This is a genomic window from Mangrovibacter yixingensis, from assembly GCF_020523985.1.
In the GTDB taxonomy this organism is placed as follows: Bacteria; Pseudomonadota; Gammaproteobacteria; order Enterobacterales; family Enterobacteriaceae; genus Mangrovibacter; species Mangrovibacter yixingensis.
Map to the genome: position 1 here is coordinate 221493 of NZ_JAIVKM010000003.1, position 25305 is coordinate 246797.

The window sequence follows — 25305 nt, forward strand, 5'->3', positions numbered from 1 at the left end:
ATAATGATTGCCACCGGCCAGTGCACCAGTAACACCTGGTTGGTTCGCGTCGGGCTTGCCTGAGGCAAGCCCGGGTCCGTCTGATTACTCTTACGCTTTAACTTTTAGTTCATTTTTGACACTTTTCACGCCATCAATGGCTTTAGCGATGGTTTCTGCCCGTTGTGCCTGTGCATTGTTATTCACGGTCCCCGTCAGCAGCACCACGCCCTGGGTGGTTTCCACTTTTATTTTGCGCGACGGAACAATGTCATCGGCAAGGAACTTCGCCTTAATCTCGCTGGTTGTGGCGGTATCACCGGCATAACCTTTCAGGCTCTGCGAATCACTGTCTTTCACCTGCAATTTGTCGCTGACTGACTTCACGCCATCAACACGCTGGGCGACATTCACTGCCGTTTCAGCCAGTTTCTGGCTGGTGACAAACCCACTTAGGGTCACAACGCCTTTGTCTGTGTCGACGGAGATATCGGTACTCTTGACCGAGTCGTTATTCATTAAAGCCGATTTAACTTTTGCTGTTATCGCACTATCATCCATGAAATTACCGACTTTAGTGACAGAGCTGTCGATTTTTTGTCCCGCAGAATCCGCCATAGTCTGTGCTTTAGCGGCTGTAGTGCTTTCAGCAAAAGCGGCACCACTAACCAGAACAGAACCCAACGCAATTGCCAGCAGAGAGTGAGAAATCTTGTTTGTCATGTTCATCGATTCTTTCCTTATGTTTGCTCAGTATTTGAGCCTGTGCTGGTAGTAACCAGCCGTTATTCACCCTGTCTAAAAAAAACCAACTAACGGTGAATAAATTCAATAAAAGAACAAATAATCCGCATTTAAAACCACATAGTATGTATTTGTTAGCGTTTTAAACCAGAAGTTGCTGTCAGAAGTCACTATAGTTCACTGACTTTAAAAAACGATCGGATAAACGGAAGAAACCGCTAAATCGGCCTAATTTTGGGGGTTTTTAAGAACATTCTGCGCAAAAAGCACAATGAAAGAAAGGATATAAAAAAGCCTGGCCCGCGTTAATTTCGCAGGCCAGGCTCTGGCAAAACCAGCACTCGCCGGTTGGCAAAATGCCCTGTTAGTGTTCGCGCGTTTTGCGGAATGTCACGTCAGGGTAGCGTTCCTGAGTCAGGTTGAGGTTAACCATGGTTGGTGCGATATACGCAAGGTTATCTCCCCCATCCAGCGCCAGTTGTACTTCATTTTTACGTTTAAATTCTTCGAATTTTTTCACGTCTGAGCATTCTACCCAACGGGCAGTGGCAACGTTGACTGACTCATAAATTGCTTCAACGTTGTATTCACTTTTCAGGCGGGCAACAACGACATCAAACTGCAGCACACCAACAGCACCAACAATCAAGTCATTGTTAATCAACGGGCGGAAGACTTGCACCGCACCTTCTTCAGATAACTGCACCAGCCCTTTGAGCAACTGTTTTTGCTTCAGCGGGTCGCGCAGGCGAATACGGCGGAACAATTCTGGGGCGAAGTTCGGGATCCCGGTAAACTTCATGTTTTCACCCTGCGTGAAGGTATCGCCAATCTGGATAGTGCCGTGGTTATGCAGACCAAGGATATCGCCAGGATAGGCTTCTTCAACATGAGCACGGTCGCCAGCCATAAAAGTCAGGGCATCAGAGATAACAACATCTTTGCCAGTACGTACCTGGCGTAGTTTCATCCCTTTTTCATATTTACCGGAAACAACACGCATAAACGCAACACGGTCACGGTGTTTCGGGTCCATATTGGCCTGAATTTTGAAAACAAAGCCGGTGAATTTATCTTCTTTAGCTTCAACTGTACGCGCGTCAGTCTGGCGTGGCATGGGTTTCGGTGCCCAGGCAACAAGGCCATCAAGCATATGGTCTACACCAAAGTTACCCAGCGCGGTACCGAAGAATACAGGTGTAATATCGCCACTCAGGAACAAGTCTTCATCAAACTCATTGGAAGCCCCTTTCACCAGCTCCAACTCATCGCGCAATTGCCCGGCCAGATCCTCACCTACAGCTTTATCCAGCTCAGGGTTATCCAGGCCTTTAACAATACGAACTTCCTGAATGGTGTGCCCCTGGCCACTCTGATACAAATAGGTTTCATCTTTGTACAGGTGATAAACGCCTTTAAATAATTTGCCACAACCAATAGGCCAGGTGATAGGCGCGCAGGAAATATTCAGTTCGTTTTCCACTTCATCCAGCAACTCCATTGGGTCGCGGATATCACGGTCAAGCTTGTTCATAAACGTCAGGATAGGCGTATCACGCAAGCGTGTGACTTCCATCAGTTTACGGGTACGGTCTTCTACACCTTTCGCCGCGTCAATCACCATCAGGCAGCAGTCAACTGCGGTCAGTGTACGGTAGGTATCTTCAGAGAAGTCTTCGTGCCCTGGGGTATCCAGCAGGTTAACCAGGCAATCATGATACGGAAACTGCATCACAGATGTGGTAATAGAAATCCCACGCTGTTTTTCCATCTCCATCCAGTCGGATTTGGCATGATGGCTGGAACCGCGGCCTTTCACTGTTCCCGCGGTTTGAATAGCCTGTCCGAACAACAACACTTTTTCAGTAATCGTTGTTTTACCCGCATCCGGGTGAGAAATGATGGCAAAAGTGCGGCGGCGGGCCACCTCTTGCTCGAAAGGAGACAACGTCATAATTCAGTCTTCTGTGTCAGGGCGCAAACGCTGTTCACGCCTCAAGGATTGGTAAAAATGTGCGCTATTTTACCCAACAGTCCGGGCCAGACAATCATTGTTTACACAGGCGTTGCTCCAGTTCGCTTAACGAAGCTACCTGCCAGTCTGGTGTAATCCCTTCGGGCAGGGTGCGCTGATGGCTGTTGACCCAGCAAGTTGCCAGGCCAGCATTGATTCCACCCAAAATATCGGACTCAGGTGTATCTCCAACCATTAACACACGGGCACGGGAAGGGTTTCCCATTTTATTCAATGCATAATCAAAGATGGAAGCATCCGGCTTCGCCACGCCTACTTGTTCAGAAATCACCAACAGATCGAACAAATGCGCCGTGCCTGTGCGTGCCAGGCGGCGTTCCTGCAGTGCAGTAAAGCCATTAGTGATGATGCCCATTTTTACCTTGCCATGCAGAGCGTTGAGCAGAGACATAGCACCAGGTAAAGGCGAACATATCTCCGCCATAGCATTTAAAAACGCATCATTTAATTCAGCTGGCGGTACACGCAATTTATCCGCCCAGCCTTGAAAGCGTTGATGCTGCAATTGTAACGCACTAATCGCGCCGTTTTGGTAATCCACCCACAACGGCTTATTTACAGCCTGATAATCCTGGAAATCTTCGGATGTAAACGTAACGCTATAATCCAGAAACATTCTTTGCAAACCGCTGAACGCATCAAACGTAAACAGCGTTTCATCGGCATCAAAAAGAATCCAGTCCCACTGCATGGCTTCGCTCCGTTGTTTCTCTTTTTTATTCACCCAAGCGGCAGCGCCATAACAATGGCATCCTCACGCCCGGTGGCGCAAGGATAGTAATTACTGCGCACGGTGACTTCGTTAAAACCTAATTGCTCATATAAAGCGCGGGCGCCCTGGTTTGATGCCCGAACCTCCAGCCACAGCGTGAGTACATCACTTTTTTCCAGCGCTGCAATCAGGTGCTCAAGCAATTCACGCCCCAGCCCTTTACGTTGCATGGAAGGGTCAACAGCAATATTGAACAGTGTTGCTTCGTCCAGCACAACCTGCGTGATGGCAAAGGCCGCCAGTTGCCCATCCACCCATAAGCCATAGTTGCGATACCGCTCACCCTGGTTACTGATAAGCGTTTTTTCACTCCATGGGAAAGCGTGGCTGCGTTGTTCTATCGCCCAGGCGGCTGCGAGGTCAGTTGGCGTCAGGGAAGAGATCGTGTTCATGTTGGCAAATTTGTTTCCACAGCGCCCGGCGCGCCTGGTGGTCCTGATAAAGTTCATCCAACCCGGGAGAGGATAAGTTGACGCCAGGCTGCGCGGCAGGGCACGGAGCGCCCAACCACCAGATATGGCAGCAGCTACCAGACGGCAACATGTCTACCTTTTCTGGGGATAACAACATGACCTGTTCTGCAGAGAGTTGCAAACCACGCAGAACATCCTGAATAAAAGGGTTGTGCAATTCCGGCAATGGCCGGGCAACTATCAATAATCGCACCGCAGACGGTACTGTGATAGCAACCTCACCTTGCAGCACACCGGGGCGGCGTAGCACCCATTGGGTAATGCCCAGTTGCTGAAGTTGCCAGTCTCGTCGGGATGTCATGCGTAGCCTTGTTTCTCGTCAGAAGGGCGCAAATATAGCAAATCCGTCGTATCTGCGCCAACAAACCACTATAATCACGCCTCAGAATATTAAGGAGACAGTTAATGCCAGCGTATACCCCTGCCAGCGAAGTTCTGCTGCGCAACAGTGATGATTTTCAGGACAGCCATATTTTGTTTGCAGGTGATCTGCAAGACATGTTGCCCGCGCAGCTTCCCTGTGCCTCTGCCAGGGTATTTACTCAACAATATCATCACTGGCAACAGCTAAATGCACAGATGGGCGAGCAAGCGAGCTGGGGGATGTATGCCGAAGCCGAACAGGTTGCTGGCTGCGATACGCTGATTTATTACTGGCCGAAAAATAAGCCAGAAGCACATTACCAGTTAATGAACTTGCTGGCACTGCTTCCCGTTGGCAGTCATGTTTTTGTTGTGGGTGAAAACCGTAGCGGAATCCGCAGTGCGGAACAAATGATTGCCGCATTTTGCCCATTAACCAAAGTTGACAGTGCTCGCCGTTGCGGTCTTTACCATGGCCAGTTGGAAAAGCAGCCGGCATTCTCTCCTGATACCTGGTGGGGCGAGTACCAGGCCGATGGTATTACGGTGAAAACCCTGCCGGGCGTGTTCAGCCGTGACGGGCTGGACTCAGGCAGCCAACTGCTACTGTCCACCTTTACTCCGCACACGAAAGGCAAAGTGCTTGATGTCGGCTGTGGTGCGGGTGTACTGGCCGTATCACTGGCGGAACATTCACCGAAAGTACGCCTGACATTATGTGATGTCAGCGCTGCAGCAATTGAAGCCACTAAAGCCACGTTGCTTGCTAATGAAGTGGAAGGCCAGGTTCTGGCCAGTAATGTTTTTAGTGACATCCAGGGTCGGTTCGACATGATAATCTCTAACCCACCATTTCATGATGGCATTCAAACCAGTCTGGATGCAGCGCAACAGTTAATCCGCGGCGCAGCGCGCCACCTGAATATCGGTGGAGAGTTGCGCATTGTTGCCAACGCTTTTCTGCCTTACCCCAAGGTGCTGGATGAGACTTTTGGCAGCCATGAAGTCATTGCGCAAACCGGGCGTTTTAAAGTCTATAGCGCCATACTGCGGCGTCCTGGTAAAAAATAACGCAAAGTGCGGGGATTACTGGTGCCGTTTTTTACATCATTCAGAAAAGCGGCATGTAATTAACAGTTGACGAATAGCAGAAAACCACTAGAATGCGCCTCCGTGGTTACAACACTTTCATGTGTTGATGGTATGCGAAGGTGGCGGAATTGGTAGACGCGCTAGCTTCAGGTGTTAGTGTCCTTTCGGACGTGAGGGTTCAAGTCCCTCCCCTCGCACCAATAATCACATATATCGTTCGCACTGCGCGAAGGTGGCGGAATTGGTAGACGCGCTAGCTTCAGGTGTTAGTGTTCTTACGGACGTGAGGGTTCAAGTCCCTCCCCTCGCACCAATGCGAAAACGATATCTCTCTTACTGTGCGAAGGTGGCGGAATTGGTAGACGCGCTAGCTTCAGGTGTTAGTGTCCTTTCGGACGTGAGGGTTCAAGTCCCTCCCCTCGCACCAGTTCCTTGTATCCCCTTTTCTGTTTTATTTCTTCTTATTTGTTTCCACTCTCCAGCCCGTTTCGTTCTGTAGCAAAGCGTATCACTCACGATATTTTATACATGCTGCTCAAGGCAAAACCGGCCAGACCATCATAGCTTTTAGCAACAACATAACACCACTTCCCAAAGCCAAAGCAGAAGAGATCAAAATAAAATGCCGCAGGCGCGGATGCCACAACATTGCCGCCGTGCTCAATAAAGCCACAACGGTTAACACTCGCCATAACGAAAATGACAGGCCAATAAATGCCAGGCAGAGAATCACTCCCCCCACCAATATCACGCCCCAGGCGCCTTCAAAACGCTTGTGCATCACTTCCCCAATTCAGACAGACAATTGATAAAGAATATCATATGCTAATGATTATTATTTTCAATTAAATCTTATGTTTCTAAAATCAAAATACTGTATTGTGAAAATGGCAAACCAGGCCGGGGTGACAGATTATTCTTAAGATGATAAATTGAACGATTGTACATAACACTCATCCGACCTCATTCTGGCAGTGCTTATCTCTCAGAAAATGTTGGGATATAACTCAAGCAATATCATTGATATTGCAATATATTTTATTCTTACCACTGATTTATATGACGACACCATCATGGCAAGGCCTGATGAAAGAAAAATATCAACTTTCATTACGCCTGTTTTTGCTTCTGAACTCGCTGAGCTCACTTTATTGCATGCTCAACCCAGTAGCCAACAAAGTGCATATTATTGTGCGCACCCCAGTTGCAATGATTTTCATTGGCAGTGTCTTTTTGCTTATAACAAATTTAAAAAACAAAAAATTATACATTCATATAAATATCATCTCACTGATATTTGGCGTTTTTTGGGCGTGGAATGCCGTACTGACACAACATGCATTACAATCCACAGATCTTGAATGGTTTATGGTTACATTGCTGGCCGTCTTATTTATTGGGGCGCTTGCGTTCATCAATAACTTAATCAGTTTCCTGCTACATTGTCTGCCCACAACATTGACTATATTGATTCTTTCCAAAGGGGAATACTGGGTACCCGTTTTGTTTTCCTTCGCATTGCCAACAATGGGTATTGCCATTCACCAGGTTATTAAGCAGCGTAATGACCGTTTTATTCTGAGCCTGCTCAATACCCTGGAAGCAGAAAAAGAAACCCTGATCGACCTCAGTATGATAGACCCTCTAACTGGGTTGTATAACCGGCGTGGTTTTGAAAACCGCACAGAAAACGCCTTAACAGACACCTCTTCTGTGCACACGTTATTACTGCTGGATATCGACCACTTCAAAGCCTATAACGACCATTACGGTCATATGATGGGGGATCAGGCGCTAACTCGAGTTTCTGCAGCCATTCGCGATGCCGTTCGTTCCAGAGATATTGTGGGGCGCTATGGTGGTGAGGAATTTATGGTGTTGCTGGTTAATACAACGCCACAGCAAGCCAACGAAACAGCAGAGCGCATTCGCCAGCGGGTTTACGATCTCTCCATACCGCATATGTTTAATGAAAGTGTCGCCACCAATGTGACTATCAGTATTGGTTCGTCACAAGTCAAAAATAACGATATGGAAACAGCCCTGAGCCAGGCTGATCAGGCGCTCTACAGCGCTAAAAACCTTGGGCGAAACAATATATTGTCCTTTGACGTTTGGAGCGCAGCCTGATGCACATAATGGCTGTGCTTGTGTGCATTACGCTTCACGGTTAGTATTGGCAATCATTATCATTAATATTTGCATTTCTTGTCACTATGGCCTATTTCGCGTTCCGCCAACCAGAAAAAGAGTGGGAACAGGTTCCCCGTTTTTTCCCCCGCACCTTGTCAGACAAGGTAAAGGCAACGTTTACACGCCATAGCCCATGGTTTAATGACTTTATTTTTCCGGCGTCCCCTCCACCGGCGGATACACTGACACTGGCTCAGTGGTCACAACCAGCGGAACTGTCCATACTACTGGCCCGCTATGCGACACATTGTTACCGCGACGAACCAGAGCGAAAACAAGAAAATAAACCCCTGCTCTCCCTATGGGCCCAGTGGTACACCGGCCTGTTGGTTCCCCCTTTAATGCTGGCACAACTCACCATGCCACAACCTATTGATCTCTCCCCTGAACGGGTATCTGTGCGCTTTCATGAAACAGGCCGGGCAGAAAAATTTTGGTTGGATGTTCAGCCCACTCATAACGATGCACCACAAGATGCCATTGCCCGCATAGAAGACCTGATAGAAACCGCGATTACTCCAGTGGTTTCCACTCTGGAATCAACTGGCCATATCAACGGTAAGTTAATCTGGAGCAACCTGGGTTACATCGTTAACTGGTTTCTTAACCAAATGAGCCAATTCCACCCCTTGGGTGAGTTGGCAGAATTACACCAACACTGTTTCCTCTCGCCTCAATTGCGTAGCGGCCGCGCGAACCCGCTGTTTCGCACCATGCTGGAACGCGAAAAACAGTGGGTTCGCCGTACATGCTGCCAACGTAACCGTCTGCCAGGCGTGCAACAATGTGGGGATTGCACACTTAAGTAACCGCACAGATTCAGGTGAGCGCTGTGTACATTTTTTACTCCAGGCATATTCCCGTTTCTCAAAGCCATATCGGGTGGCATAGTGATTGTGCAACAGCACACTGTTGGGGAACGACTCTCTCTTGCGTATTTATCGCATTAAAAATTTCAGCCAGGAGAAAATAATGAGCTTGCAGTCAGTACGGCAATTTTTTGCAGATAATGCCCCGGATATTAGCATCATTGAGCTGGACCAAAGTACAGCAACGGTTGCACTTGCCGCCGCCGCACATCAGGTTGAACCCGGGCAGATAGCCAAAACATTGTCACTGAAAGTCAAACAGGATGTGATTTTAATTGTGGCAAAAGGCGATGCCCGCCTGGATAACAAAAAACTTAAAGCTGCATTCGTTGCTAAAGCCAAAATGCTTAACAGCGATGAAGTGGTCACCTGGACAGGCCATCCCGTTGGCGGTGTCTGCCCATTTGGGCTGGAACACCCACTCCCTGTTTATTGCGACGTGTCACTGAAAGCCTATACCGAGGTATTACCTGCTGCAGGTGCCATTCACAGCGCGGTACGCATTTCCCCTGAACGCCTTGCTGACCTGACTCAGGCTACCTGGGTGGATGTCTGCCAAAGTGAAACACCTGCTGCTGAATAACCCGTGGCACAAACCTGGCACCAGCAAAAATGGGCCACGAAGGCCCATTTACAGAAAAACAGCCACAGAACGCTTGAATGCAGACAACCGCAAGGCCTCACAATTCAGTAGAAAGCTCCCCTTTTCCTGCGTCACTGTTAATCCATGCATACATATCGGCATTACTTCTCAGGGATAAACGGCGTAATGCACTCCGTTTCTGAGCACTAATCGTTTTATTGCTTTTTTGCAGGACATTTGCCACCTGGTTCACCCCAAGCCCACGCCCAAGCAAGCGCAAAACACGTTTTTCAGATGCTGTCAGCTTATGCTGCTCCTGTGGAGGTTGTGCAACAGCATCCATTTCAGCAGCAACCCTGGAATCCGCCGAGAAATACATACAATCCATAAATGGGTGCAGCAAATTGACCAGTTCAGTTTCAGGAACAAGTAGAGGGATTAAATGGATATTAGGTAAACCATGCCATTTTTCATATTGTTGTTCGTCAGCAGAGATCAACATAACCCACTGACATTTTTGCCCGCTGTGCACACTTTCCAGATAATGATAATAAATATCATCACTGTAGTTTTCATCGGAAAGATCACAAAAAATAACATCATTATTAACAGCAATACTCGCCTGAGTATCACGTGTAACATCACAGACTCTCAGGTTAATATTATTGAAATTTCTTAAAATTAACGTTTCAATTCCAGAAGCGATTATCGCTGAACGGCTGATAATGGCACCTTCTTTATAGCTTCCTGCTGTCATCTTTTGCTCCTGTTAAAATCTGACCGCTATACCCTTCGGGATTGTCTGGGCTGGCACACGGATTTTCCCACGTTTTACTGGCAAAAACCGATGGTAGTTAACTCTTATAATCAATAAATTAAGTTGGATTTAGGGTAATCCAGAGGGGGAATCTCTCTGGAAACCGAATTACGCTAAGTGCAGACCTATATACATTGAATAGAAAATACAAAAATTTAAAAAACTAAAGGTACATTCAAATAAAAAACCTGTTCAGATGAACATTACGGTTATAGTTTCATGCTATACATGAATAAATCCTAAACATCAGGCAATATGTAGCAAGTGAATACAACCAGAACGTACCATAATTATAACACGGCAAGATTACGCAAATAATTAATAGCCAGGATGAAAAAAATATTGATGGAATATTCCTGGCTATCAACATTAAAAAGCAAAGCAATCGTTAATGCAAAGTTAAAGAAATCAAACATTCATGCAACAAAGTGCCTTATCTGGCACGTTAGACCTCTCCCTTTTTATCTATCCTGCCTATGACTCCGTCTGAAAAATGTTCACCTGGCTATTTCCTATTGATGAGTAAATATTTTAAATTGGATAAAGGTTGAACGGGGTCCCTTCTCACTAAAAGCGCTTCTGCGACATAAGCCAGATAACACCCTCGACATCTTGCGCGGTATGCCGTTCACCACAGAAAGCATGATGTACTGCGTGCGCATTTGCTGCGCGCTTTTATCTCTACGTTTATTTTTGGCAGGTCTGAAAATGGAAGCAATAGCGGTAAAACAGCGTGAAGTCACTCGCTTGTGTATTCAGTGTGCACTGTTCCTGCTCCAGCATGGCGCTGAAAGCGCACTGGTTGAAGAACTGTCCGGTCGTCTGGGTAAAGCCCTGGGGATGGATAGCGTGGAAAGCGCAATCTCTGCCAATGCGATTGTCCTGACGACTATTGTTGATGATCACTGCCTGACATCAACACGTAAAAATATTGACCGTGGGATCAATATGCACGTTGTTACCCAGGTACAACACATTGTCATTATGGCGGAACACAAGCTGCTGGATGATAAAGACGTCAGGCGCCGGTTTGCACATATCCGCCCATTACGTTACCCCCGGTGGCTAGTGGTCCTGATGGTGGGGCTCTCCTGTGGGTGTTTTTGCAAACTTAACAATGGCGGGTGGGATGGGGCTTTTATCGCCTTCATTGCCAGCAGTGTAGCCATGTTTGTTCGCCAGGTTCTCACTCACCGCCATTTTCACCCACAGATTAACTTTTGCATCACCGCTTTTGTTGCGACAACGCTTTCCGGGTTGTTGCTGTCCACGCCGCTTTTTCGCCACACATCCACCATTGCCATGGCTGCCAGTGTTTTATTGTTAGTACCGGGATTTCCTCTGATTAATGCTGTTGCTGATATGTTCAAAGGCCATATCAATACCGGCCTGGCTCGCTGGGCCATGGCAAGCCTGCTTACACTTGCGACCTGTATTGGTGTGGTCACGGCGCTGGCACTATGGGGGTTACGCGGATGGGCATAGTGACATTTTTACTGAACCTGCTTCAGGATATGGCGCTGGCCTCCATTCCGGCAGTCGGCTTTGCCATGGTGTTCAATGTGCCTTTGCGGGCATTACCTTACTGCGCTTTACTGGGTGCAATTGGCCATGGAGCCAGGTTTGTACTGATGCACTTTGGTGGCAACATTGAGTGGAGTACATTTCTTGCATCCATTCTTGTTGGTTGCATTGGGATCCAGTGGTCGCGCTGGTATTTGGCCCACCCCAAAGTCTTTACGGTTGCAGCCGTCATCCCTATGTTTCCAGGGATTTATGCCTACACGGCGATGATATCCGCCGTAAAACTGAGCCACTTCGGTTACACAGAACCACTGATGATAATGCTGGTAACCAATTTCCTGAAAGCTGCATTTATTGTAGGTGCGTTATCGATTGGCTTATCCCTGCCAGGCCTATGGCTGTACCGTAAACGCCCGCGGGTGTAACCCTGTAACCCGCGTTTTCGGCTCCCGCCACAAGCTACAAAATTGAACTACGCTGTATGTGGCTTGAGTGAAATAAAAAATAACTTGCAATTAAATAGTGCACTATTTAAATTAGTCACAGAGCAAGACTGAACTGCCACACGCAGAACGTCACCATTGCGCCTTAAGGCACCTATTCTTATAGGTAATCTCCTGCGCCATTTCAGTCTCAATTTAATTACCACCGATTAAGTCGCTCGCGACTTAATCGTGAAACACACAAAGGAGTCGACATGTCTTTAGAACAAGTGGTTTACCGGGCAAAAGCAAAAGCCACCGGGGGCCGTGACGGCCGCGCTGTTTCATCTGATGGTGTACTGGATGTCAAACTGGGTGTGCCAAAAGAGATGGGCGGGCTCGGTGGTGAAGTTACCAACCCTGAGCAGCTTTTTGCTGCCGGTTACTCTGCATGCTTTTTGGGTGCCATGAAATTCGTCGCTGGCCGCGATAAAATCGCCCTGCCCAAAGAAGCTTTTATTGAAGGTGAAGTCGGTATTGGTCCAATTCCTGATGGTTTTGGGATTGAAGCAAAGCTGAATATCCACCTGCCGGGCATGGACAGCGCTGAAGCCAAAAAACTGGTTGATGCCGCACATATCGTCTGCCCTTATTCTAATGCCACTCGCGGTAACATTGATGTCACGCTGAATATCATTAACTAAGCGTTGTTGCCCCGGCAACCAGGCCGCTATGCGGTCTGGTGCTACCCGTTTTGCTCGCCATGCTGATATCCCCACTGCTTTCCTTTCAATCTGTCCCGCAGGTTATGCTACTATCTGCTGGTATGTTCCCGTTCTTTTTTGCCTGAAAAGGCACAGTCAAATTCAGCTTTGAGATGGTGTTATGTCTTCCAGAACGCTTACCCAGGATGTTATCGGTCTTGATCAATTTAATGATGACCCGCTTTCTGCTCTGAAGCAGGCGGAAAACGGCGCGATTGCTGTTTTTCATAACAACCGCCCTGCTTTCTATGCGCTGACACCGGAAAGACTCGCTGCGCTGCTGGCCATTGAAGCGGCTCAGCAACAACCAGCAACCGGGGCTGATATTGCTTTAGATGACTCACTGTTCAGTGACACACCTTTACCCGCAGGCCCGGTTCCCCTTGGGAAATTTGCCATGTATTCAGGCTGGGCTCCGGATACCGACTTTCTCCGCCAGGCTGCATTGTGGGGCATTATTTTAGCCACACCTGTAGCGGCAGAAGAGCTGGCTGCGTTCACATCATACTGGCAGGCAGAAGGGAAAGTGTTCCACCATATTCAATGGCAGCAAAAACTGGCCCGGCACCTGCAAATCAGCCGCCAGGCTAACGGCAGCCAGTCACGGCGTGATATTTCGCAAATATCGCGCCCAGATGAAAGCATTCCTGACGGTTTCCGGGGGTAATGATGGTGAAAAAAGCAACCGACATTCTCTCCCGGGTAAAGCGTCATATCCCTGATGGTGTTCGCCCGGCATTTACTACGGCCCAAGAGTGGCACCAGTGGCAACTAGAGCAAGGACGCCTGCGCTCACAAGCACTTGCCCGTGAAAACCAGGCAATGAAGATGCAACGCACATTCAAACGCTCGGGCATTCGCGAACTACATATTAATTGCTCATTTGATAATTACCTTGTCGAGTGCGAAGGGCAGGCACTGGCACTAATGCGTGCACGTAAATATGCCGATGAATTCGAGGGAAACATAGCCAGTTTTGTTTTTTCTGGCAAACCGGGCACGGGGAAAAATCACCTGGCAGCGGCGATTTGTAATGCATTGTTATTACACGGTAAATCAGTACTCATTATCACCGTTGCAGATATTATGTCGGCCATGAAAGGCACCTTCAGTGAAGGGGCTGAAACAACCGAAGAACGCCTGATAGAAGACTTAAGCCGGGTTGACTTACTGGTTATTGATGAAATTGGTGTCCAGACAGAATCACGTTACGAAAAAGTCATTATTAACCAAATCGTTGACCGCCGTTCTTCATCAAAAAGGCCAACGGGTATGCTGACTAACCTGAATATAAACGAGATGAACCAGCTACTTGGTGAGCGTGTCATGGACCGTATGCGCCTTGGCAACAGCCTGTGGGTTATTTTTAATTGGGACAGCCACCGCAGCCGGGTAACCGGTAAAGAGTACTAAAATCCGAATTATCGGGCAGCCAGCGGTACTGCCCGAAATCAGGTTTATACTAAGGCCACAGTTTATTACTCGATTTACCTGACAGGCCTTTCTTATGAGCGTAAAACAACCTTTCGTTATCTCTCTTGCCCTAATCTGTGGGCTGGCATCCACGGCCGCCAGCGCAGTAAATCTGCAGCAACTCTCCAGCTCTGCCGAGCAAATGATGGGCAGCAACACAAGCACCAGCAGCACGTCTTCACTCACCAGCCTTCTGGGTAGCAGTAACGCCCTGAGTGCGGGGAATATGAACAATGCGGCGGGAATACTTCAGTATTGTATGAAACAAAAACTGGTGAATGTAACCTCAGCAGATAATGTTAAAAATCAGTTGCTTAATAAACTCGGGTTGGAAAACCAGAGCAGTACCAGCACTTCACAGGATTACCAACAAGGGCTGGCTGGCCTGCTGAACAGCAAAGATGGTCAACAAGTTAACCTGGATTCGCTAGGCAACTCGGAACTGGGTAAAAAGGTGAAAACAAAAGCCTGTGATTTGGTACTAAAACAAGGCAACAGCTTTATCTCTTAACTATTTGTAAAATAATAAAAAAGCGCAGAAATCTGCGCTTTGAGTCTGATGACAAACCTCATGCCTGCACAGAACAAGAGGATGTCGCCCAATAAAAAACAGGAAAATCAATGAATTGATTTTCGGCTGCTCACTAAAAAGAAGGAAAAACCACGCTTTTTCCTTCTTTTTCATCAATCTGAAGCGCAGAAATCTGCGCTTTTTTTCTACCTGAAAGCTATTTTCCCTGAAGCATCAGCGTCGTTTCACACGATGCCGCACGCGATCCGTGTCCAGCGTTCTCTTGCTAATTTCTCGGTAATGTTTGAAAAAACAAAACATTACCAAAGCCAATAGCCCCGCAAGGCTAATAATATATAACCACATAAAGGTATCCACGATTGCTGTGCGGAAGGAAGGGCAAATTTCCCCAAGAAATTTGCAGTAATGTAGCATGGACACCTTTCAGATTATCCTGAGGAAATTCTGAAAATCATTAAAAATTAACATGATATATTGCTACAAAAGATCAGACAAAGTCGCACAAATCAGTATTAATCGCTAAAAAACCACGTCTTTTGGTGGATGAATCCAGAATAAAGCACTGCATCGCAATAAAGTTTCTTGGGTAAATCACTAAGGGAAGTCTGAAGTTTTCCTATTTCATGACAACTCCGCACACGCATTGAAAAAACCTATTACAACAGCACATTTTTGTTGCAGAAAAATTGCACGGCGTATTAACTCAAGCTAGATTAGTCTGCCCAAGATTGTTGCTCGCTTTAAGAGCGCTGGGGTATTCAGATGAGGAACACGTAGTGTCAGAAGTAATCTCGTTTTTTCTGTTTATTGCATCTATTACTATTTATGCGTGGAAAGCAGGCCGCCATACATGGTGGTTTATCTGTACGCTAGTGGTACTCATTGTCTTTGTTTTGCTGAATATTGTTCTCTATGCCAGTAATTATTTCACCGGTGAAGGGATCAACGACGCTGTACTGTACACACTTACCAGCAGCCTCACCGGGGCGGGCATACACAAATACATCCTGCCGGGTATTGCGCTAGTTGCGCTACTCGCCTGCGTATTTTTCGGGTTATCCTGGCTATTACGCAGGCGTAAATACGCCCCACACCATCGCGGTTACAGCCTGCTGGCGTTAATACTGGCGCTGGCCTCCGTTGATGCCAGCCCGGCATTTCACCAATTATCCGAACTGGTGAAATCACAATCCCGTCAGGGGGATCCTGATTTTGATGTCTACTACAAAGAACCCAACAAAACGATTCCCGCACCTCACCTGAATTTGGTGTACATCTATGGTGAAAGCCTTGAGCGCACGTATTTTGACAACGAAGCCTTCCCCAACCTGACACCTGAACTGGGTGCAATCAAACAAGATGCCATTGATTTCAGCAAAACAGGGCAGTTACCGGGTATGGATTACACCATTGCGGGCATGGTGGCCTCACAATGCGGCATTCCACTTTTTGCACCGTTTGAAGGCAACTCATCGGCCTCAATGTCCACTTTTTTCCCGCAAAATATCTGCCTTGGCGACATTCTGAAAAACTCTGGCTATGAAAACTACTTCATGCAGGGTGCTAATTTACGTTTTGCTGGCAAAGACGTTTTCCTCAAGTCTCACGGTTTCGACCACCTCTACGGCTCTGAAGAACTCAAGCAGAGAGTCAGTGATCCGGCTTATAAAAATGACTGGGGTTACTACGACGATACTGTCCTGGATGAAGTGTGGAAGCAGTTTGTCACGCTATCCAGCCAAAACAAACGCTTCTCCCTGTTTACTCTGACAGTAGATACACATCACCCCGATGGGTTTATTTCCCGCTCATGCACACGCCGCAGCTATAAAATAGATGGCAAAGAAAACCAGTCTTTCAGTGCGGTTACCTGCAGCCAACAACATGTCGCCGCGTTAATTGAAAAAATCAAAGCTTCTCCCTGGTTCAAAAACACGGTAATCGTGGTGTCTTCAGACCATCTGGCAATGAAGAATACCGCCTGGCCTTATCTCAATAAGCAAGACAGAGAAGATCTGTTTTTCATTATTCGGGGTGATAAACCCACGCAACAACTGGTTTCCGTGAAACGTAATCCCATGGATAACGGCGCAACCGTGTTGGATATTTTAGGTGGTGACAATTACCTCGGCTTAGGGCGTAGCAGTCTTTCCGGGCAGTCGCTCTCTTCTGTCTTTTTAAACATGAAAGATAAAGTTCTTGCCTGGAAACCGGATGTTATCCGCTTGTGGAATTTCCCAACACATATCGACACATTCAATATTGATAAAGAAAAAAACACGATAAGCTTTTCTGGCAGCACTTTCCGCCTGCCTTTACTGCTGCGTGTTTCCGACAAGAAAATCGAACCCTTACCTGAAAGTGAGTATTCGGCACCATTGCGTTACCAACTGGCCGACTTCGCACCGCGGGATAACTTTATTTGGGTGGACACCTGTTACAAAATGGCGCGGCTGTGGGACCAACCGCTCGCGCTCTCCAGCGACTTGTGCGTAGCTCAGGGCCAACTGGGGGGCAAACAACAAGTTCAGGCGGTAAACACCCAGGCCTGGCAAGGCAAGGCCCATTTCTCAGAAACAGTCATCGATATGGCTCGTTACCAGCAAAATGTCGATAAACTAAAAATTGTCGATAACGATATCCGCTACAAAGCCGACAGTTTTATCTTCAATGTTGCAGGTGCGCCAGAAGAAGTAAAAAGCTTCACGGGTATCTCTCGCCCGGAATCATGGGGGCGCTGGTCTAATGCCAATATTTCCCCTGAGGTAAAAATTGAATATACCCAGCCACTGCCATCCCACTTTGATGTAGTCATTAAGGCCAAAGCGTTTGGACCAAATATCAACCAGCCAATTCCGGTGCGCGTTGGTAACCAGGAACAAATGCTGACAGTTGGCAATACGCCTGTCACCACCACGTTAAGGTTTGATAACCCAGGCAACAGCAATACGTTAACCATTACACCGCCTGCGCCACAGGAATCCAACATGGACAATATTCTGGGGCACTCGCCGCGTAAATTAGGGGTTGGTCTGATAAGCGTGGAAATTGTCCCGGTTTCCACGCCACCGTTATCCTGAACAGGCTGAGCAAGGGCCTTGGGCCCTTGTCAGATTGATGAAATTGATAAAAAAGAAGGGAAAAGCGTGGTATTCCCTTCTTTTATTGCCTGTGTCACGGCCCACAAATCTGGTTCCGCCCGGCGGATTTAGCCTGGTACAGGTTGGTATCCGCCTGCTGTACCCAGTCATCCATAGAGGCGTACTCTGGCCTCCAGGGTGCCACACCAATACTGACCGTAAATGAAATGGAAACCGTATCCCAAGTGAAGGTATAAGCTGCAATTGCGGCGCGTAACCGCTCCATCGCCTGGCAGGCTTCCCGTGTGGTCACATCTCGCAGCAACACGATAAACTCTTCTCCCCCCAGGCGAGCCACCAGGTCCGTTCCCCGTGTATGGGTTTCCAGCAAACGAGCCAACTCCTGCAATAACGCATCACCTGCCAGGTGGCCATACTTATCATTTATCCGCTTGAAGAAATCCACATCAACCAGGGCAAGACAATGTCGCGACATCCCTTGTGAGGGCAAACCAAGCTCGGGCAAGGCATGTAATGACTCAAAGAAAGCATTACGGTTTGGCAGCCTGGTTAACCCATCGTGAGTGGCATTAAACCGCAACATGGATTCCATCTCAGAACGTTTATCCTCAAGGCTGCGGGCATGGATAAGCGTACCCAGGGTAGTCACTATCGGAGTTAATTGAGCAATCAGTTCATCGTCCATTCCCTGTGGGCGGTTAGCCAGAGCAATCATGCCAATAGGTTGCTGATTGAACACAATGGGAATCCCGAGGAAATTATGCAAAGGAGGATGTCCGGGAGGAAAACGCCGTTTGCCCGGATAAGCAGGAATATCATTAACACACATGGTTTTATTGTGCGTAATGACCCGGCCAAAGATGTTATCCAGCCGGTGAAAAATCAAGGCGTTATTCGCCTGCATCTGTTCATTAAACCACTGGGTAACAGAGTCATCCCACGAAATATTCGAAATCGCCGGAATGTGTAAAGATAATACGCCCTCGGTGTCCTGCACAATGCCAATAAAACCAAATTCACACTGCGTCATATCCAGTAGTGGGGTAAAAACATGGTCACAAGCAGAAGCCAGGTCGTGATCGTGCAAAAAACGGTTCTGTGCATCCAGTAAAATATCCAGTAGCGCACGTTGCTGAACCATTTTCTTCTCATTCGAGACATATTCAGTAATGTCGTGCGCATACTTCACTATCCGGCACAACCGCCCTTCGGAATCAAAGATAGGGTTATAGTTAGCCTGAATCCATAGTGGCTGGCCGTTCTTACAAATCCGTTGAAACCGCCCTTTCCAGCACTCTCCACGGCGTAACGCTTTCCAGAAACGCTGGTAGCCATTAGTTGACACTTCATCTTTGGCACACAAAAAAGCATGATGCCGGCCAACTAACTCGCGTTCACTGTACCCGGTCATTGCCAGATAATTGTCATTGGCGCACAAAATAAAACCGTTACTATCAAATTCAATGACTCCCTGAGCACTGTCCAGTGCCTGCAGGCGGGCATGGTATTCCACATACATCAGTTTTTCCTGAGTGATGTCCATTGCCATCATCAGAATACTTTGCAATTCATTATCTTGATTAAGTACAGGTGAATAAGATGCATGCAGCCACACGACACAATCATCATGATGGCAACGTTTAAATTCCCCACAAGTAATATTTCCGTCCAGTACGTCCTGCCAGAAAACATCACCACGGCCATGACTTAATACAAATTGCGAATGGTTAATATTCACCAGTTCGCCAGCATGAGAAAAACCCATTAAAAGAGCAAACTGTTGATTCGCTGAAATAACATTACCAGACAAATCAAATTCAGCCATTGCCCAGCCACCATCAAGCAATAGCTGTCTTGATTCCCCAAAGGAAACAATATGTTGTTCAAAGCTGGAATGCTGTGTAGTCATCATTGTTATGCCTAAAAGTATTACTTAAGCAAAATAAACAGGTTCAAGGCTCATTACCCATAAAGGGTTATTTTTCTTTCACCGGGCATTTTTAATTGAGTATGGTTTAAAATTGTATTCGTGCCACTTTGTCTGTTTTATTAAAAAACAATCTCATTCTCTCGGGCTCTGCCCGGCACGTTGACTATGCCGGAAAGTCAGTGCAACAGAGTCAGGGCATTCATATACACCTGCAAGGTGAATGAATAAGATGATAACTGCTATGCTCATTTTATCTTTGAGCCATGAGAAAACCGTCATGACAACAACGATTGCAATGTTACGTGAAACCCGCCCATTGCTGGATGACCTTGCCGCAATGAAAGAGACCGTTTGGTACAACCCGGAGATAGTCACGGCAGAAGAAGGCCTGCATTACAGCGGACTTGCCCGCAGAGATGTACAGGGTGCAGAACAACGGCTGGCGCGTTTTGCTCCCTGCCTGAAGCAGTTATTCCCGGAAACGGCAGCCTCCGCAGGTATTATTGAATCAGAATTGGTTGCCACACCCGCACTTCAGGCTGCTCTTAACCAGAAATATGGCCACGCCATTCCCGGCAAAGTCATGCTAAAAAAAGACTGCGACCTGCCCATAGCCGGTTCAGTGAAAGCACGAGGTGGCATTTATGAAGTGCTCACCTGGGCAGAACACCTGGCTTTCCGCACAGGCTTGCTCAACCCTCATGACGACTACAGTAAACTCGACAGCGACGTAGCCCGGCAGTGTTTCAGCGATTATGAAATCGCCGTCGGCTCCACGGGAAACCTCGGGCTGTCGATTGGGCTGATGGGGAAAAAACTGGGGTTCCGTGTCACCGTTCATATGTCTGCCGATGCAAAAGCATGGAAAAAAGCGCGGCTGCGTGAATGTGGTGCCAACGTTATCGAATACCAGGATGATTACAGCGTGGCAGTCAGCAAGGGCCGGGAAGCGGCCAAACTCCACGAGCACACGTTATTTGTTGATGATGAACACTCACGCACACTGTTTTTGGGTTATGCCGTCGCTGGCGAACGCTTGAAGAAACAGTGTGATGAACAAGGCATTATTGTGGACCAGGACCATCCACTGTTTGTCTACCTGCCATGTGGTGTAGGTGGCGCACCGGGCGGTATCAGCTTTGGGTTGAAACTGGCATTTGGCGATAACGTTCACTGTTTTTTTGCCGAACCCACACATTCACCCTGCATGTTTCTTGGCGTATATAGCGGCTTGCATGACCAAATAAGTGTGCAAGATATCGGCCTTGATAACCATACCGTCGCTGATGGGCTGGCTGTTGGCCGTGCATCTGGTTTTGTTGGCAAAACCATGGCTCGCATGATTTCAGGGTATTACACCCAGTCTGACGAAACGCTGCTCGCTCTGCTAGGTGATGTCTTCCGCCATGAAAATATTTTTCTCGAACCTTCCGCTGCAGCAAGCGTTTCTGGCCCATGGGTGACCGCAGCTGAAAGTGCAAAATCTTTCAGTGCGCAACAACTGGCAGGTGCCACCCATATTCTTTGGGCGACAGGCGGCGGCATGGTTCCACAAGCGGAACGCGAAACGTTGCTACTCCAGTCCGGGCAATAAATAACCGCAGGCCCGCGTATCTGCGGGCCTGAACTCAGGCTGGGTTAAGGTTCTGCAACACAGCAATGCAACGTGCAGTCACCTCTTCAACAGGCGCATTCACCTCTACAGCAAACACATCAGGTTCATCATCCTGGGGCTCTTCCAGCGTGGCAAACTGGCTTTGCAATAAAGCAACTGGCATAAAATGCCCTGCCCTGCCAGCCATGCGCGAGCGAATGGTTTCATAATCGCCTTTAAGCCACAGGAAGATAATATTCGGGCTGCCTTCACGTAATTTATCGCGGTAAATTCTTTTTAACGATGAACAAACAATAATACCCACTTCATTTTTCTTATAAAGACTATAAGAAACATCGTTTAGCCTTGCTAACCAAGGGAAACGATCATCATCATTTAACGATTCACCACGCGACATTTTATCAATATTATTCCGGGGGTGAAGATCGTCGCCATCAATAAACTTTGCTGGTAACTGCTGTGCTAATTTTGTCCCTACCAAGGATTTACCACTACCAGAAACACCCATTAAAATAATACTTTTCCCCGCCATTATTTCACTCCCAGCGATTGAATTACCCGAATATTAACTCACCTCATCCACTACCGTGCACCGTTTTTTTATTCGTATTTCAGAAGTTATGGCTTCATCACGTTATGCGTAACATAGTTTTGTAACAACCATGTAACGTGACGACAGTCACAAATAAACACCAAAAATTCGCGTTTTAATGATTTGCGTCAAAACCAACCAGAGAATGAACATCATGGAAATTACGACCAAGTCCTGTGTCGTTTCAGGCAAAGAAGATGTATCTGTTATTCAGCAGAATGTTATTTGGAATAACAACGAAACATTAGTCGAAATAGTACGCGGGGGTATTTGTGGGTCAGACCTTCATTATTACCAAGAAGGCAAAGTGGGTAATTTTCAGGTTAAACAACCTATGATCCTTGGGCATGAAGTTATTGGCCGGGTCGTTGCAACAGACTCACCTGTATTAAAAAAAGGGCAACGAGTTGCCATTAATCCATCTCGCCCTTGCGGGAAGTGTAAATATTGCCTTAACCATGAAGAAAACCAGTGCACCACCATGCGTTTCTTCGGCAGTGCTATGTATTTTCCTCATGTTGATGGTGGGTTCACACAATATAAAGTCGTTGATACTGCGCAGTGTATACCTTATTCCGAAGAAGCCGACGATAAAGTCGTCGCTTTTGCTGAACCCCTTGCTGTGGCTATTCATGCCGCTCACCAGGCTGGTGATTTAGAAGGTAAACGCGTATTTATCTCGGGCGTAGGGCCAATCGGGTGCCTGATTACCGCTGCTGTCCGTACTCTTGGCGCGGCTGAAGTGGTATGCGCTGACATCAGTGAACGTTCCCGTCATCTGGCGCAAGAGATGGGTGCCACACAAGCTATCGATGCCAAAACAGGTGATTTCACCGCCTGGGAAGAAGATAAAGGGTATTTCGATATCGCCTTTGAAGTTTCAGGCAATGCTGCATCGGTACAACGCTGTATTGCCGTTACCCGTGCCCGCGGCACGTTAGTGCAAGTCGGTATGGGCAGTAATATTCCAGACTTCCCACTGATGAATATTATTGCCAAAGAACTGTCACTGAAAGGCTCGTTTCGCTTCACCACTGAATTTGCCACTGCCGTCAACTGGCTGAGCAATAAGACAATTAACCCACTCCCGCTGCTGTCTGCGGAATATCCCTTCACTGATCTGGAAAATGCCCTGAAATTTGCAGGCGACAAAACCAGAGCAGCAAAAGTCCAACTTGTTTTCTAACACCGATACAGGACATGACATAATGAACGATTTATTTTCTCTACAGGGAAAACGTATTCTTATTACTGGTTCGGCCCAGGGCATTGGTTTCTTACTGGCAAATGGCCTGGCGAAATATGGCGCACAAATTATCGTTAATGATACTACTCAGGAACGTGCAGAGGCGGCGGCGAATAAACTAAAACAAGCCGGTTATACAGCCAATGCGGTTGCCTTTAATGTCACTAATAAAACCGATATTGATAATGCCATCAGCAAGATTGAGCAAGATATTGGCCCCATTGATGTACTGATTAATAACGCCGGTATTCAGCGTCGCCACCCATTCACTGAATTTCCGGAACAGGAATGGAATGATGTTATCGCCGTTAACCAAACTGCTGTTTTTCTGGTTTCTCAGGCAGTCACTCGCCACATGATGGAACGCAAAGCAGGCAAAGTTATCAATATCTGTTCTATGCAGAGCGAATTAGGCCGGGACACCATCACCCCTTATGCGGCATCCAAGGGCGCAGTAAAAATGCTCACTCGCGGAATGTGCGTCGAGCTGGCCCGCTACAACATTCAAGTCAATGGCATAGCACCAGGCTACTTCAAAACTGAAATGACCAAGGCACTGGTTGATGACCAGGCGTTCACCGATTGGTTATGCAAACGCACACCTGCGGCACGCTGGGGCGACCCTGAAGAGTTAATCGGTGCTGCGGTTTTCCTGTCAGCAAAAGCCTCCGACTTTGTAAACGGCCACCTGCTGTTTGTCGATGGCGGCATGTTGGTCGCTGTCTGATTTTACTTTTCCACCCGTTCCCCATTTTTACGGGCGGCCTTACTCACCGCCCGGTTAACCATAAAAGAGATAAAACATCATGCCACTGATTATTATCGCCATAGGCGTAGCGCTGCTGTTACTGCTTATGATTGGTTTTAAAATCAACGGCTTTATCGCCCTGATACTTGTTGCGACCGTTGTGGGTTTTGCCGAAGGAATGCCTGCTCACGATGTCATTCATTCTATTCAATCCGGGATTGGCGGCACCCTTGGTGGTTTAGCCATGATTTTAGGGTTTGGTGCAATGTTGGGACGCCTGATTTCAGATACAGGCGCGGCACAACGTATTGCAACAACACTCATCCACGCATTTGGCCGTGAACGCGTTCAGTGGGCCCTGGTGATTACCGGGTTAGTCGTCGGGCTGGCCATGTTTTTCGAAGTAGGATTTGTGCTTTTGTTGCCGCTGGTATTCACCGTTGTTGCAGCATCGCGTTTGCCCTTGCTCTATGTCGGCGTGCCGATGGTAACCGCTCTGTCCGTCACCCATTGTTTCTTACCGCCCCATCCCGGCCCAACAGCCATTGCCGCTATTTATAATGCAAACCTGGGCACAACCCTGCTGTACGGCATAATTATCACTATCCCAACCGTAATCATTGCTGGTCCTATTTTTTCACGTTTTCTTACCAAATATGAAAAAACGCCCCCGGAAGGATTGTTCAACCCACATATTTTCACCGAAGAAGAAATGCCGGGTTTTTGGAGCAGTATTTTTGCCGCGATTATCCCTGTAGTACTGATGGCGATTGCCGCTATTTGTGAGATTACCCTGCCCAAAGAGCATCCCGTCCGTGTATTCTTTGAGTTTGTTGGTAACCCAGCTGTCGCCTTATTTATTGCTATTGTGATTGCTGTTTTTACCCTGGGTTTACGCAATGGCCGAACGCTGGAACAGGTGATGAACATCACCAGCGATTCTATTGGCGCTATCGCGATGATTGTATTCATTATTGCTGGCGGTGGCGCATTTAAGCAGGTCCTGGTAGATAGCGGTGTGGGGAAATATATTGCTGATCTGATGAGTGGCACCACACTCTCGCCATTATTGATGTGCTGGGCGGTAGCGGCTGTACTGCGTATTGCTCTGGGCTCGGCAACGGTTGCAGCAATTACAACTGCAGGTGTTGTGCTGCCTATTATTGGTGTCACACACGCAGACCCAGCGCTCATGGTGCTGGCAACCGGTTCAGGCAGCGTTATCGCCTCTCATGTGAATGATCCAGGTTTTTGGTTATTTAAAGGTTATTTTAACCTGAGTGTGACAGAAACATTGAAAACCTGGACCGTCATGGAAACCCTGATTTCATTGATGGGCCTGGCCGGAGTTCTGGCCATTAATGCAATAATCCACTGATACAGACAACGGGTGGTTATGGCACGCACCGTATCCGGTAGCCTGATTTTGCCACCCGGC

At 47.6% G+C, this 25305-nt stretch carries 24 protein-coding genes and 3 tRNA genes; 18 read left to right on the forward strand and 9 right to left on the reverse strand.

Going from position 1 to position 25305, the window contains the following annotated elements; all coding sequences use genetic code 11:
• Positions 1-90: 90 nt before the first annotated feature.
• The 5 genes from osmY to LC084_RS14895 form a co-directional block, all read right to left on the reverse strand.
• The gene (osmY, locus tag LC084_RS14875; protein WP_226571976.1) at positions 91-708 is read right to left on the reverse strand and encodes a molecular chaperone OsmY; all 618 of its coding nucleotides are present in this window, start codon (positions 706-708) and stop codon (positions 91-93) included.
• 379 nt (positions 709-1087) lie between these two features.
• On the reverse strand, positions 1088-2677 hold the full coding sequence (gene prfC, locus LC084_RS14880; protein ID WP_226571977.1) for a peptide chain release factor 3: 1590 nt from the start codon (positions 2675-2677) through the stop codon (positions 1088-1090).
• Positions 2678-2771: 94 nt separating this feature from the next.
• The gene (yjjG, locus tag LC084_RS14885) at positions 2772-3449 is read right to left on the reverse strand and encodes a pyrimidine 5'-nucleotidase (protein WP_226571978.1); all 678 of its coding nucleotides are present in this window, start codon (positions 3447-3449) and stop codon (positions 2772-2774) included.
• A gap of 29 nt (positions 3450-3478) precedes the next feature.
• On the reverse strand, positions 3479-3922 hold the full coding sequence (gene rimI / locus LC084_RS14890; protein WP_226571979.1) for a ribosomal protein S18-alanine N-acetyltransferase: 444 nt from the start codon (positions 3920-3922) through the stop codon (positions 3479-3481).
• Positions 3891-4304, reverse strand: a complete 414-nt coding sequence (locus LC084_RS14895) for a DNA polymerase III subunit psi (RefSeq protein WP_226571980.1) — start codon at positions 4302-4304, stop codon at positions 3891-3893. The genes rimI and LC084_RS14895 overlap by 32 nt, the downstream gene beginning before the upstream one ends.
• A gap of 104 nt (positions 4305-4408) precedes the next feature.
• Between LC084_RS14895 and rsmC the strand changes: the two genes are divergently transcribed.
• From rsmC to LC084_RS14915, 4 genes are all read left to right on the forward strand, one after another.
• Positions 4409-5437, forward strand: coding sequence for a 16S rRNA (guanine(1207)-N(2))-methyltransferase RsmC (gene rsmC / locus LC084_RS14900; protein WP_226571981.1), 1029 nt, complete (start codon positions 4409-4411; stop codon positions 5435-5437).
• A 134-nt stretch (positions 5438-5571) separates the two neighbouring features.
• Positions 5572-5658 (forward strand) — tRNA-Leu (locus LC084_RS14905).
• A 26-nt stretch (positions 5659-5684) separates the two neighbouring features.
• Positions 5685-5771, forward strand: a tRNA-Leu gene (locus tag LC084_RS14910).
• Positions 5772-5798: 27 nt separating this feature from the next.
• A tRNA-Leu gene (locus LC084_RS14915) sits at positions 5799-5885 on the forward strand.
• 108 nt (positions 5886-5993) lie between these two features.
• On the opposite strand, the gene LC084_RS14920 is transcribed toward LC084_RS14915, so the two are convergent.
• Positions 5994-6239, reverse strand: coding sequence for a DUF1435 family protein (locus LC084_RS14920; protein ID WP_226571982.1), 246 nt, complete (start codon positions 6237-6239; stop codon positions 5994-5996).
• A gap of 587 nt (positions 6240-6826) precedes the next feature.
• On the opposite strand from LC084_RS14920, the gene LC084_RS14925 reads away from it, so the two are divergent.
• The 3 genes from LC084_RS14925 (at position 6827) to LC084_RS14935 (ending at position 9103) form a co-directional block, all read left to right on the forward strand.
• Positions 6827-7588 (forward strand): GGDEF domain-containing protein, encoded by a 762-nt coding sequence (locus LC084_RS14925; protein WP_319004411.1) that lies wholly within the window; start codon positions 6827-6829, stop codon positions 7586-7588.
• 86 nt (positions 7589-7674) lie between these two features.
• The gene (fhuF, locus tag LC084_RS14930) at positions 7675-8460 is read left to right on the forward strand and encodes a siderophore-iron reductase FhuF (RefSeq protein ID WP_226571984.1); all 786 of its coding nucleotides are present in this window, start codon (positions 7675-7677) and stop codon (positions 8458-8460) included.
• Between the two features lie 163 nt (positions 8461-8623).
• Positions 8624-9103: a YbaK/EbsC family protein gene (locus LC084_RS14935; RefSeq protein ID WP_226571985.1), complete on the forward strand. Its 480-nt coding sequence runs from the start codon at positions 8624-8626 to the stop codon at positions 9101-9103.
• Positions 9104-9200: 97 nt separating this feature from the next.
• On the opposite strand, the gene LC084_RS14940 is transcribed toward LC084_RS14935, so the two are convergent.
• Positions 9201-9860: a helix-turn-helix domain-containing protein gene (locus tag LC084_RS14940; protein ID WP_226571986.1), complete on the reverse strand. Its 660-nt coding sequence runs from the start codon at positions 9858-9860 to the stop codon at positions 9201-9203.
• A gap of 768 nt (positions 9861-10628) precedes the next feature.
• On the opposite strand from LC084_RS14940, the gene LC084_RS14945 reads away from it, so the two are divergent.
• The 7 genes from LC084_RS14945 (at position 10629) to opgB (ending at position 17715) form a co-directional block, all read left to right on the forward strand.
• On the forward strand, positions 10629-11405 hold the full coding sequence (locus tag LC084_RS14945; RefSeq protein ID WP_226571987.1) for a threonine/serine exporter family protein: 777 nt from the start codon (positions 10629-10631) through the stop codon (positions 11403-11405).
• Positions 11396-11869 (forward strand): threonine/serine exporter, encoded by a 474-nt coding sequence (locus tag LC084_RS14950; protein WP_226571988.1) that lies wholly within the window; start codon positions 11396-11398, stop codon positions 11867-11869. The genes LC084_RS14945 and LC084_RS14950 overlap by 10 nt, the downstream gene beginning before the upstream one ends.
• Positions 11870-12141: 272 nt before the next feature.
• Entirely contained in the window at positions 12142-12570 is a 429-nt protein-coding gene (locus LC084_RS14955; protein ID WP_036106471.1) for an organic hydroperoxide resistance protein, read from the forward strand.
• A gap of 181 nt (positions 12571-12751) precedes the next feature.
• Positions 12752-13297: a primosomal protein DnaT gene (dnaT, locus tag LC084_RS14960; RefSeq protein WP_226571989.1), complete on the forward strand. Its 546-nt coding sequence runs from the start codon at positions 12752-12754 to the stop codon at positions 13295-13297.
• A 2-nt stretch (positions 13298-13299) separates the two neighbouring features.
• Entirely contained in the window at positions 13300-14043 is a 744-nt protein-coding gene (gene dnaC / locus LC084_RS14965) for a DNA replication protein DnaC (protein WP_404808659.1), read from the forward strand.
• 94 nt (positions 14044-14137) lie between these two features.
• On the forward strand, positions 14138-14614 hold the full coding sequence (locus LC084_RS14970; RefSeq protein WP_226571990.1) for a DUF2501 domain-containing protein: 477 nt from the start codon (positions 14138-14140) through the stop codon (positions 14612-14614).
• A 797-nt stretch (positions 14615-15411) separates the two neighbouring features.
• Positions 15412-17715 carry a phosphatidylglycerol--membrane-oligosaccharide glycerophosphotransferase gene (opgB, locus tag LC084_RS14975; protein WP_226571991.1) on the forward strand — a complete coding sequence of 768 codons (2304 nt, stop codon included), beginning with the start codon at positions 15412-15414 and terminating at the stop codon, positions 17713-17715.
• Positions 17716-17809: 94 nt separating this feature from the next.
• Here opgB and LC084_RS14980 read toward each other — a convergent pair whose 3' ends face one another.
• Positions 17810-19648 carry a sensor domain-containing diguanylate cyclase gene (locus LC084_RS14980; protein ID WP_226571992.1) on the reverse strand — a complete coding sequence of 613 codons (1839 nt, stop codon included), beginning with the start codon at positions 19646-19648 and terminating at the stop codon, positions 17810-17812.
• Positions 19649-19943: 295 nt separating this feature from the next.
• On the opposite strand from LC084_RS14980, the gene LC084_RS14985 reads away from it, so the two are divergent.
• On the forward strand, positions 19944-21260 hold the full coding sequence (locus LC084_RS14985) for a D-serine ammonia-lyase (RefSeq protein WP_226571993.1): 1317 nt from the start codon (positions 19944-19946) through the stop codon (positions 21258-21260).
• 34 nt (positions 21261-21294) lie between these two features.
• Here LC084_RS14985 and LC084_RS14990 read toward each other — a convergent pair whose 3' ends face one another.
• Positions 21295-21813, reverse strand: a complete 519-nt coding sequence (locus tag LC084_RS14990) for a gluconokinase (RefSeq protein WP_226571994.1) — start codon at positions 21811-21813, stop codon at positions 21295-21297.
• A gap of 214 nt (positions 21814-22027) precedes the next feature.
• Here LC084_RS14990 and idnD point away from each other — a divergent pair, with 214 nt between their 5' ends.
• From idnD to LC084_RS15005, 3 genes are all read left to right on the forward strand, one after another.
• Positions 22028-23059 (forward strand): L-idonate 5-dehydrogenase, encoded by a 1032-nt coding sequence (idnD, locus tag LC084_RS14995; protein WP_226571995.1) that lies wholly within the window; start codon positions 22028-22030, stop codon positions 23057-23059.
• 22 nt (positions 23060-23081) lie between these two features.
• Entirely contained in the window at positions 23082-23846 is a 765-nt protein-coding gene (gene idnO / locus LC084_RS15000) for a gluconate 5-dehydrogenase (protein ID WP_226571996.1), read from the forward strand.
• A 79-nt stretch (positions 23847-23925) separates the two neighbouring features.
• The gene (locus LC084_RS15005) at positions 23926-25245 is read left to right on the forward strand and encodes a gluconate:H+ symporter (protein WP_226571997.1); all 1320 of its coding nucleotides are present in this window, start codon (positions 23926-23928) and stop codon (positions 25243-25245) included.
• Positions 25246-25305 lie beyond the last annotated feature (60 nt).

Excerpts from the sequence above, each read along its gene's own strand:
- osmY (WP_226571976.1), bottom strand. The coding sequence starts at position 708 with ATGAACATGACAAACAAGATTTCTCACTCTCTGCTGGCAATTGCGTTG.
- prfC (WP_226571977.1), bottom strand. The coding sequence starts at position 2,677 with ATGACGTTGTCTCCTTTCGAGCAAGAGGTGGCCCGCCGCCGCACTTTT.
- yjjG (WP_226571978.1), bottom strand. The coding sequence starts at position 3,449 with ATGCAGTGGGACTGGATTCTTTTTGATGCCGATGAAACGCTGTTTACG.
- rimI (WP_226571979.1), bottom strand. The coding sequence starts at position 3,922 with ATGAACACGATCTCTTCCCTGACGCCAACTGACCTCGCAGCCGCCTGG.
- LC084_RS14895 (WP_226571980.1), bottom strand. The coding sequence starts at position 4,304 with ATGACATCCCGACGAGACTGGCAACTTCAGCAACTGGGCATTACCCAA.
- rsmC (WP_226571981.1), top strand. The coding sequence starts at position 4,409 with ATGCCAGCGTATACCCCTGCCAGCGAAGTTCTGCTGCGCAACAGTGAT.
- LC084_RS14920 (WP_226571982.1), bottom strand. The coding sequence starts at position 6,239 with ATGCACAAGCGTTTTGAAGGCGCCTGGGGCGTGATATTGGTGGGGGGA.
- LC084_RS14925 (WP_319004411.1), top strand. The coding sequence starts at position 6,827 with ATGGTTACATTGCTGGCCGTCTTATTTATTGGGGCGCTTGCGTTCATC.
- fhuF (WP_226571984.1), top strand. The coding sequence starts at position 7,675 with ATGGCCTATTTCGCGTTCCGCCAACCAGAAAAAGAGTGGGAACAGGTT.
- LC084_RS14935 (WP_226571985.1), top strand. The coding sequence starts at position 8,624 with ATGAGCTTGCAGTCAGTACGGCAATTTTTTGCAGATAATGCCCCGGAT.
- LC084_RS14940 (WP_226571986.1), bottom strand. The coding sequence starts at position 9,860 with ATGACAGCAGGAAGCTATAAAGAAGGTGCCATTATCAGCCGTTCAGCG.
- LC084_RS14945 (WP_226571987.1), top strand. The coding sequence starts at position 10,629 with ATGGAAGCAATAGCGGTAAAACAGCGTGAAGTCACTCGCTTGTGTATT.
- LC084_RS14950 (WP_226571988.1), top strand. The coding sequence starts at position 11,396 with ATGGGCATAGTGACATTTTTACTGAACCTGCTTCAGGATATGGCGCTG.
- LC084_RS14955 (WP_036106471.1), top strand. The coding sequence starts at position 12,142 with ATGTCTTTAGAACAAGTGGTTTACCGGGCAAAAGCAAAAGCCACCGGG.
- dnaT (WP_226571989.1), top strand. The coding sequence starts at position 12,752 with ATGTCTTCCAGAACGCTTACCCAGGATGTTATCGGTCTTGATCAATTT.
- dnaC (WP_404808659.1), top strand. The coding sequence starts at position 13,300 with ATGGTGAAAAAAGCAACCGACATTCTCTCCCGGGTAAAGCGTCATATC.
- LC084_RS14970 (WP_226571990.1), top strand. The coding sequence starts at position 14,138 with ATGAGCGTAAAACAACCTTTCGTTATCTCTCTTGCCCTAATCTGTGGG.
- LC084_RS14980 (WP_226571992.1), bottom strand. The coding sequence starts at position 19,648 with ATGATGACTACACAGCATTCCAGCTTTGAACAACATATTGTTTCCTTT.
- LC084_RS14985 (WP_226571993.1), top strand. The coding sequence starts at position 19,944 with ATGACAACAACGATTGCAATGTTACGTGAAACCCGCCCATTGCTGGAT.
- LC084_RS14990 (WP_226571994.1), bottom strand. The coding sequence starts at position 21,813 with ATGGCGGGGAAAAGTATTATTTTAATGGGTGTTTCTGGTAGTGGTAAA.
- idnD (WP_226571995.1), top strand. The coding sequence starts at position 22,028 with ATGGAAATTACGACCAAGTCCTGTGTCGTTTCAGGCAAAGAAGATGTA.
- idnO (WP_226571996.1), top strand. The coding sequence starts at position 23,082 with ATGAACGATTTATTTTCTCTACAGGGAAAACGTATTCTTATTACTGGT.
- LC084_RS15005 (WP_226571997.1), top strand. The coding sequence starts at position 23,926 with ATGCCACTGATTATTATCGCCATAGGCGTAGCGCTGCTGTTACTGCTT.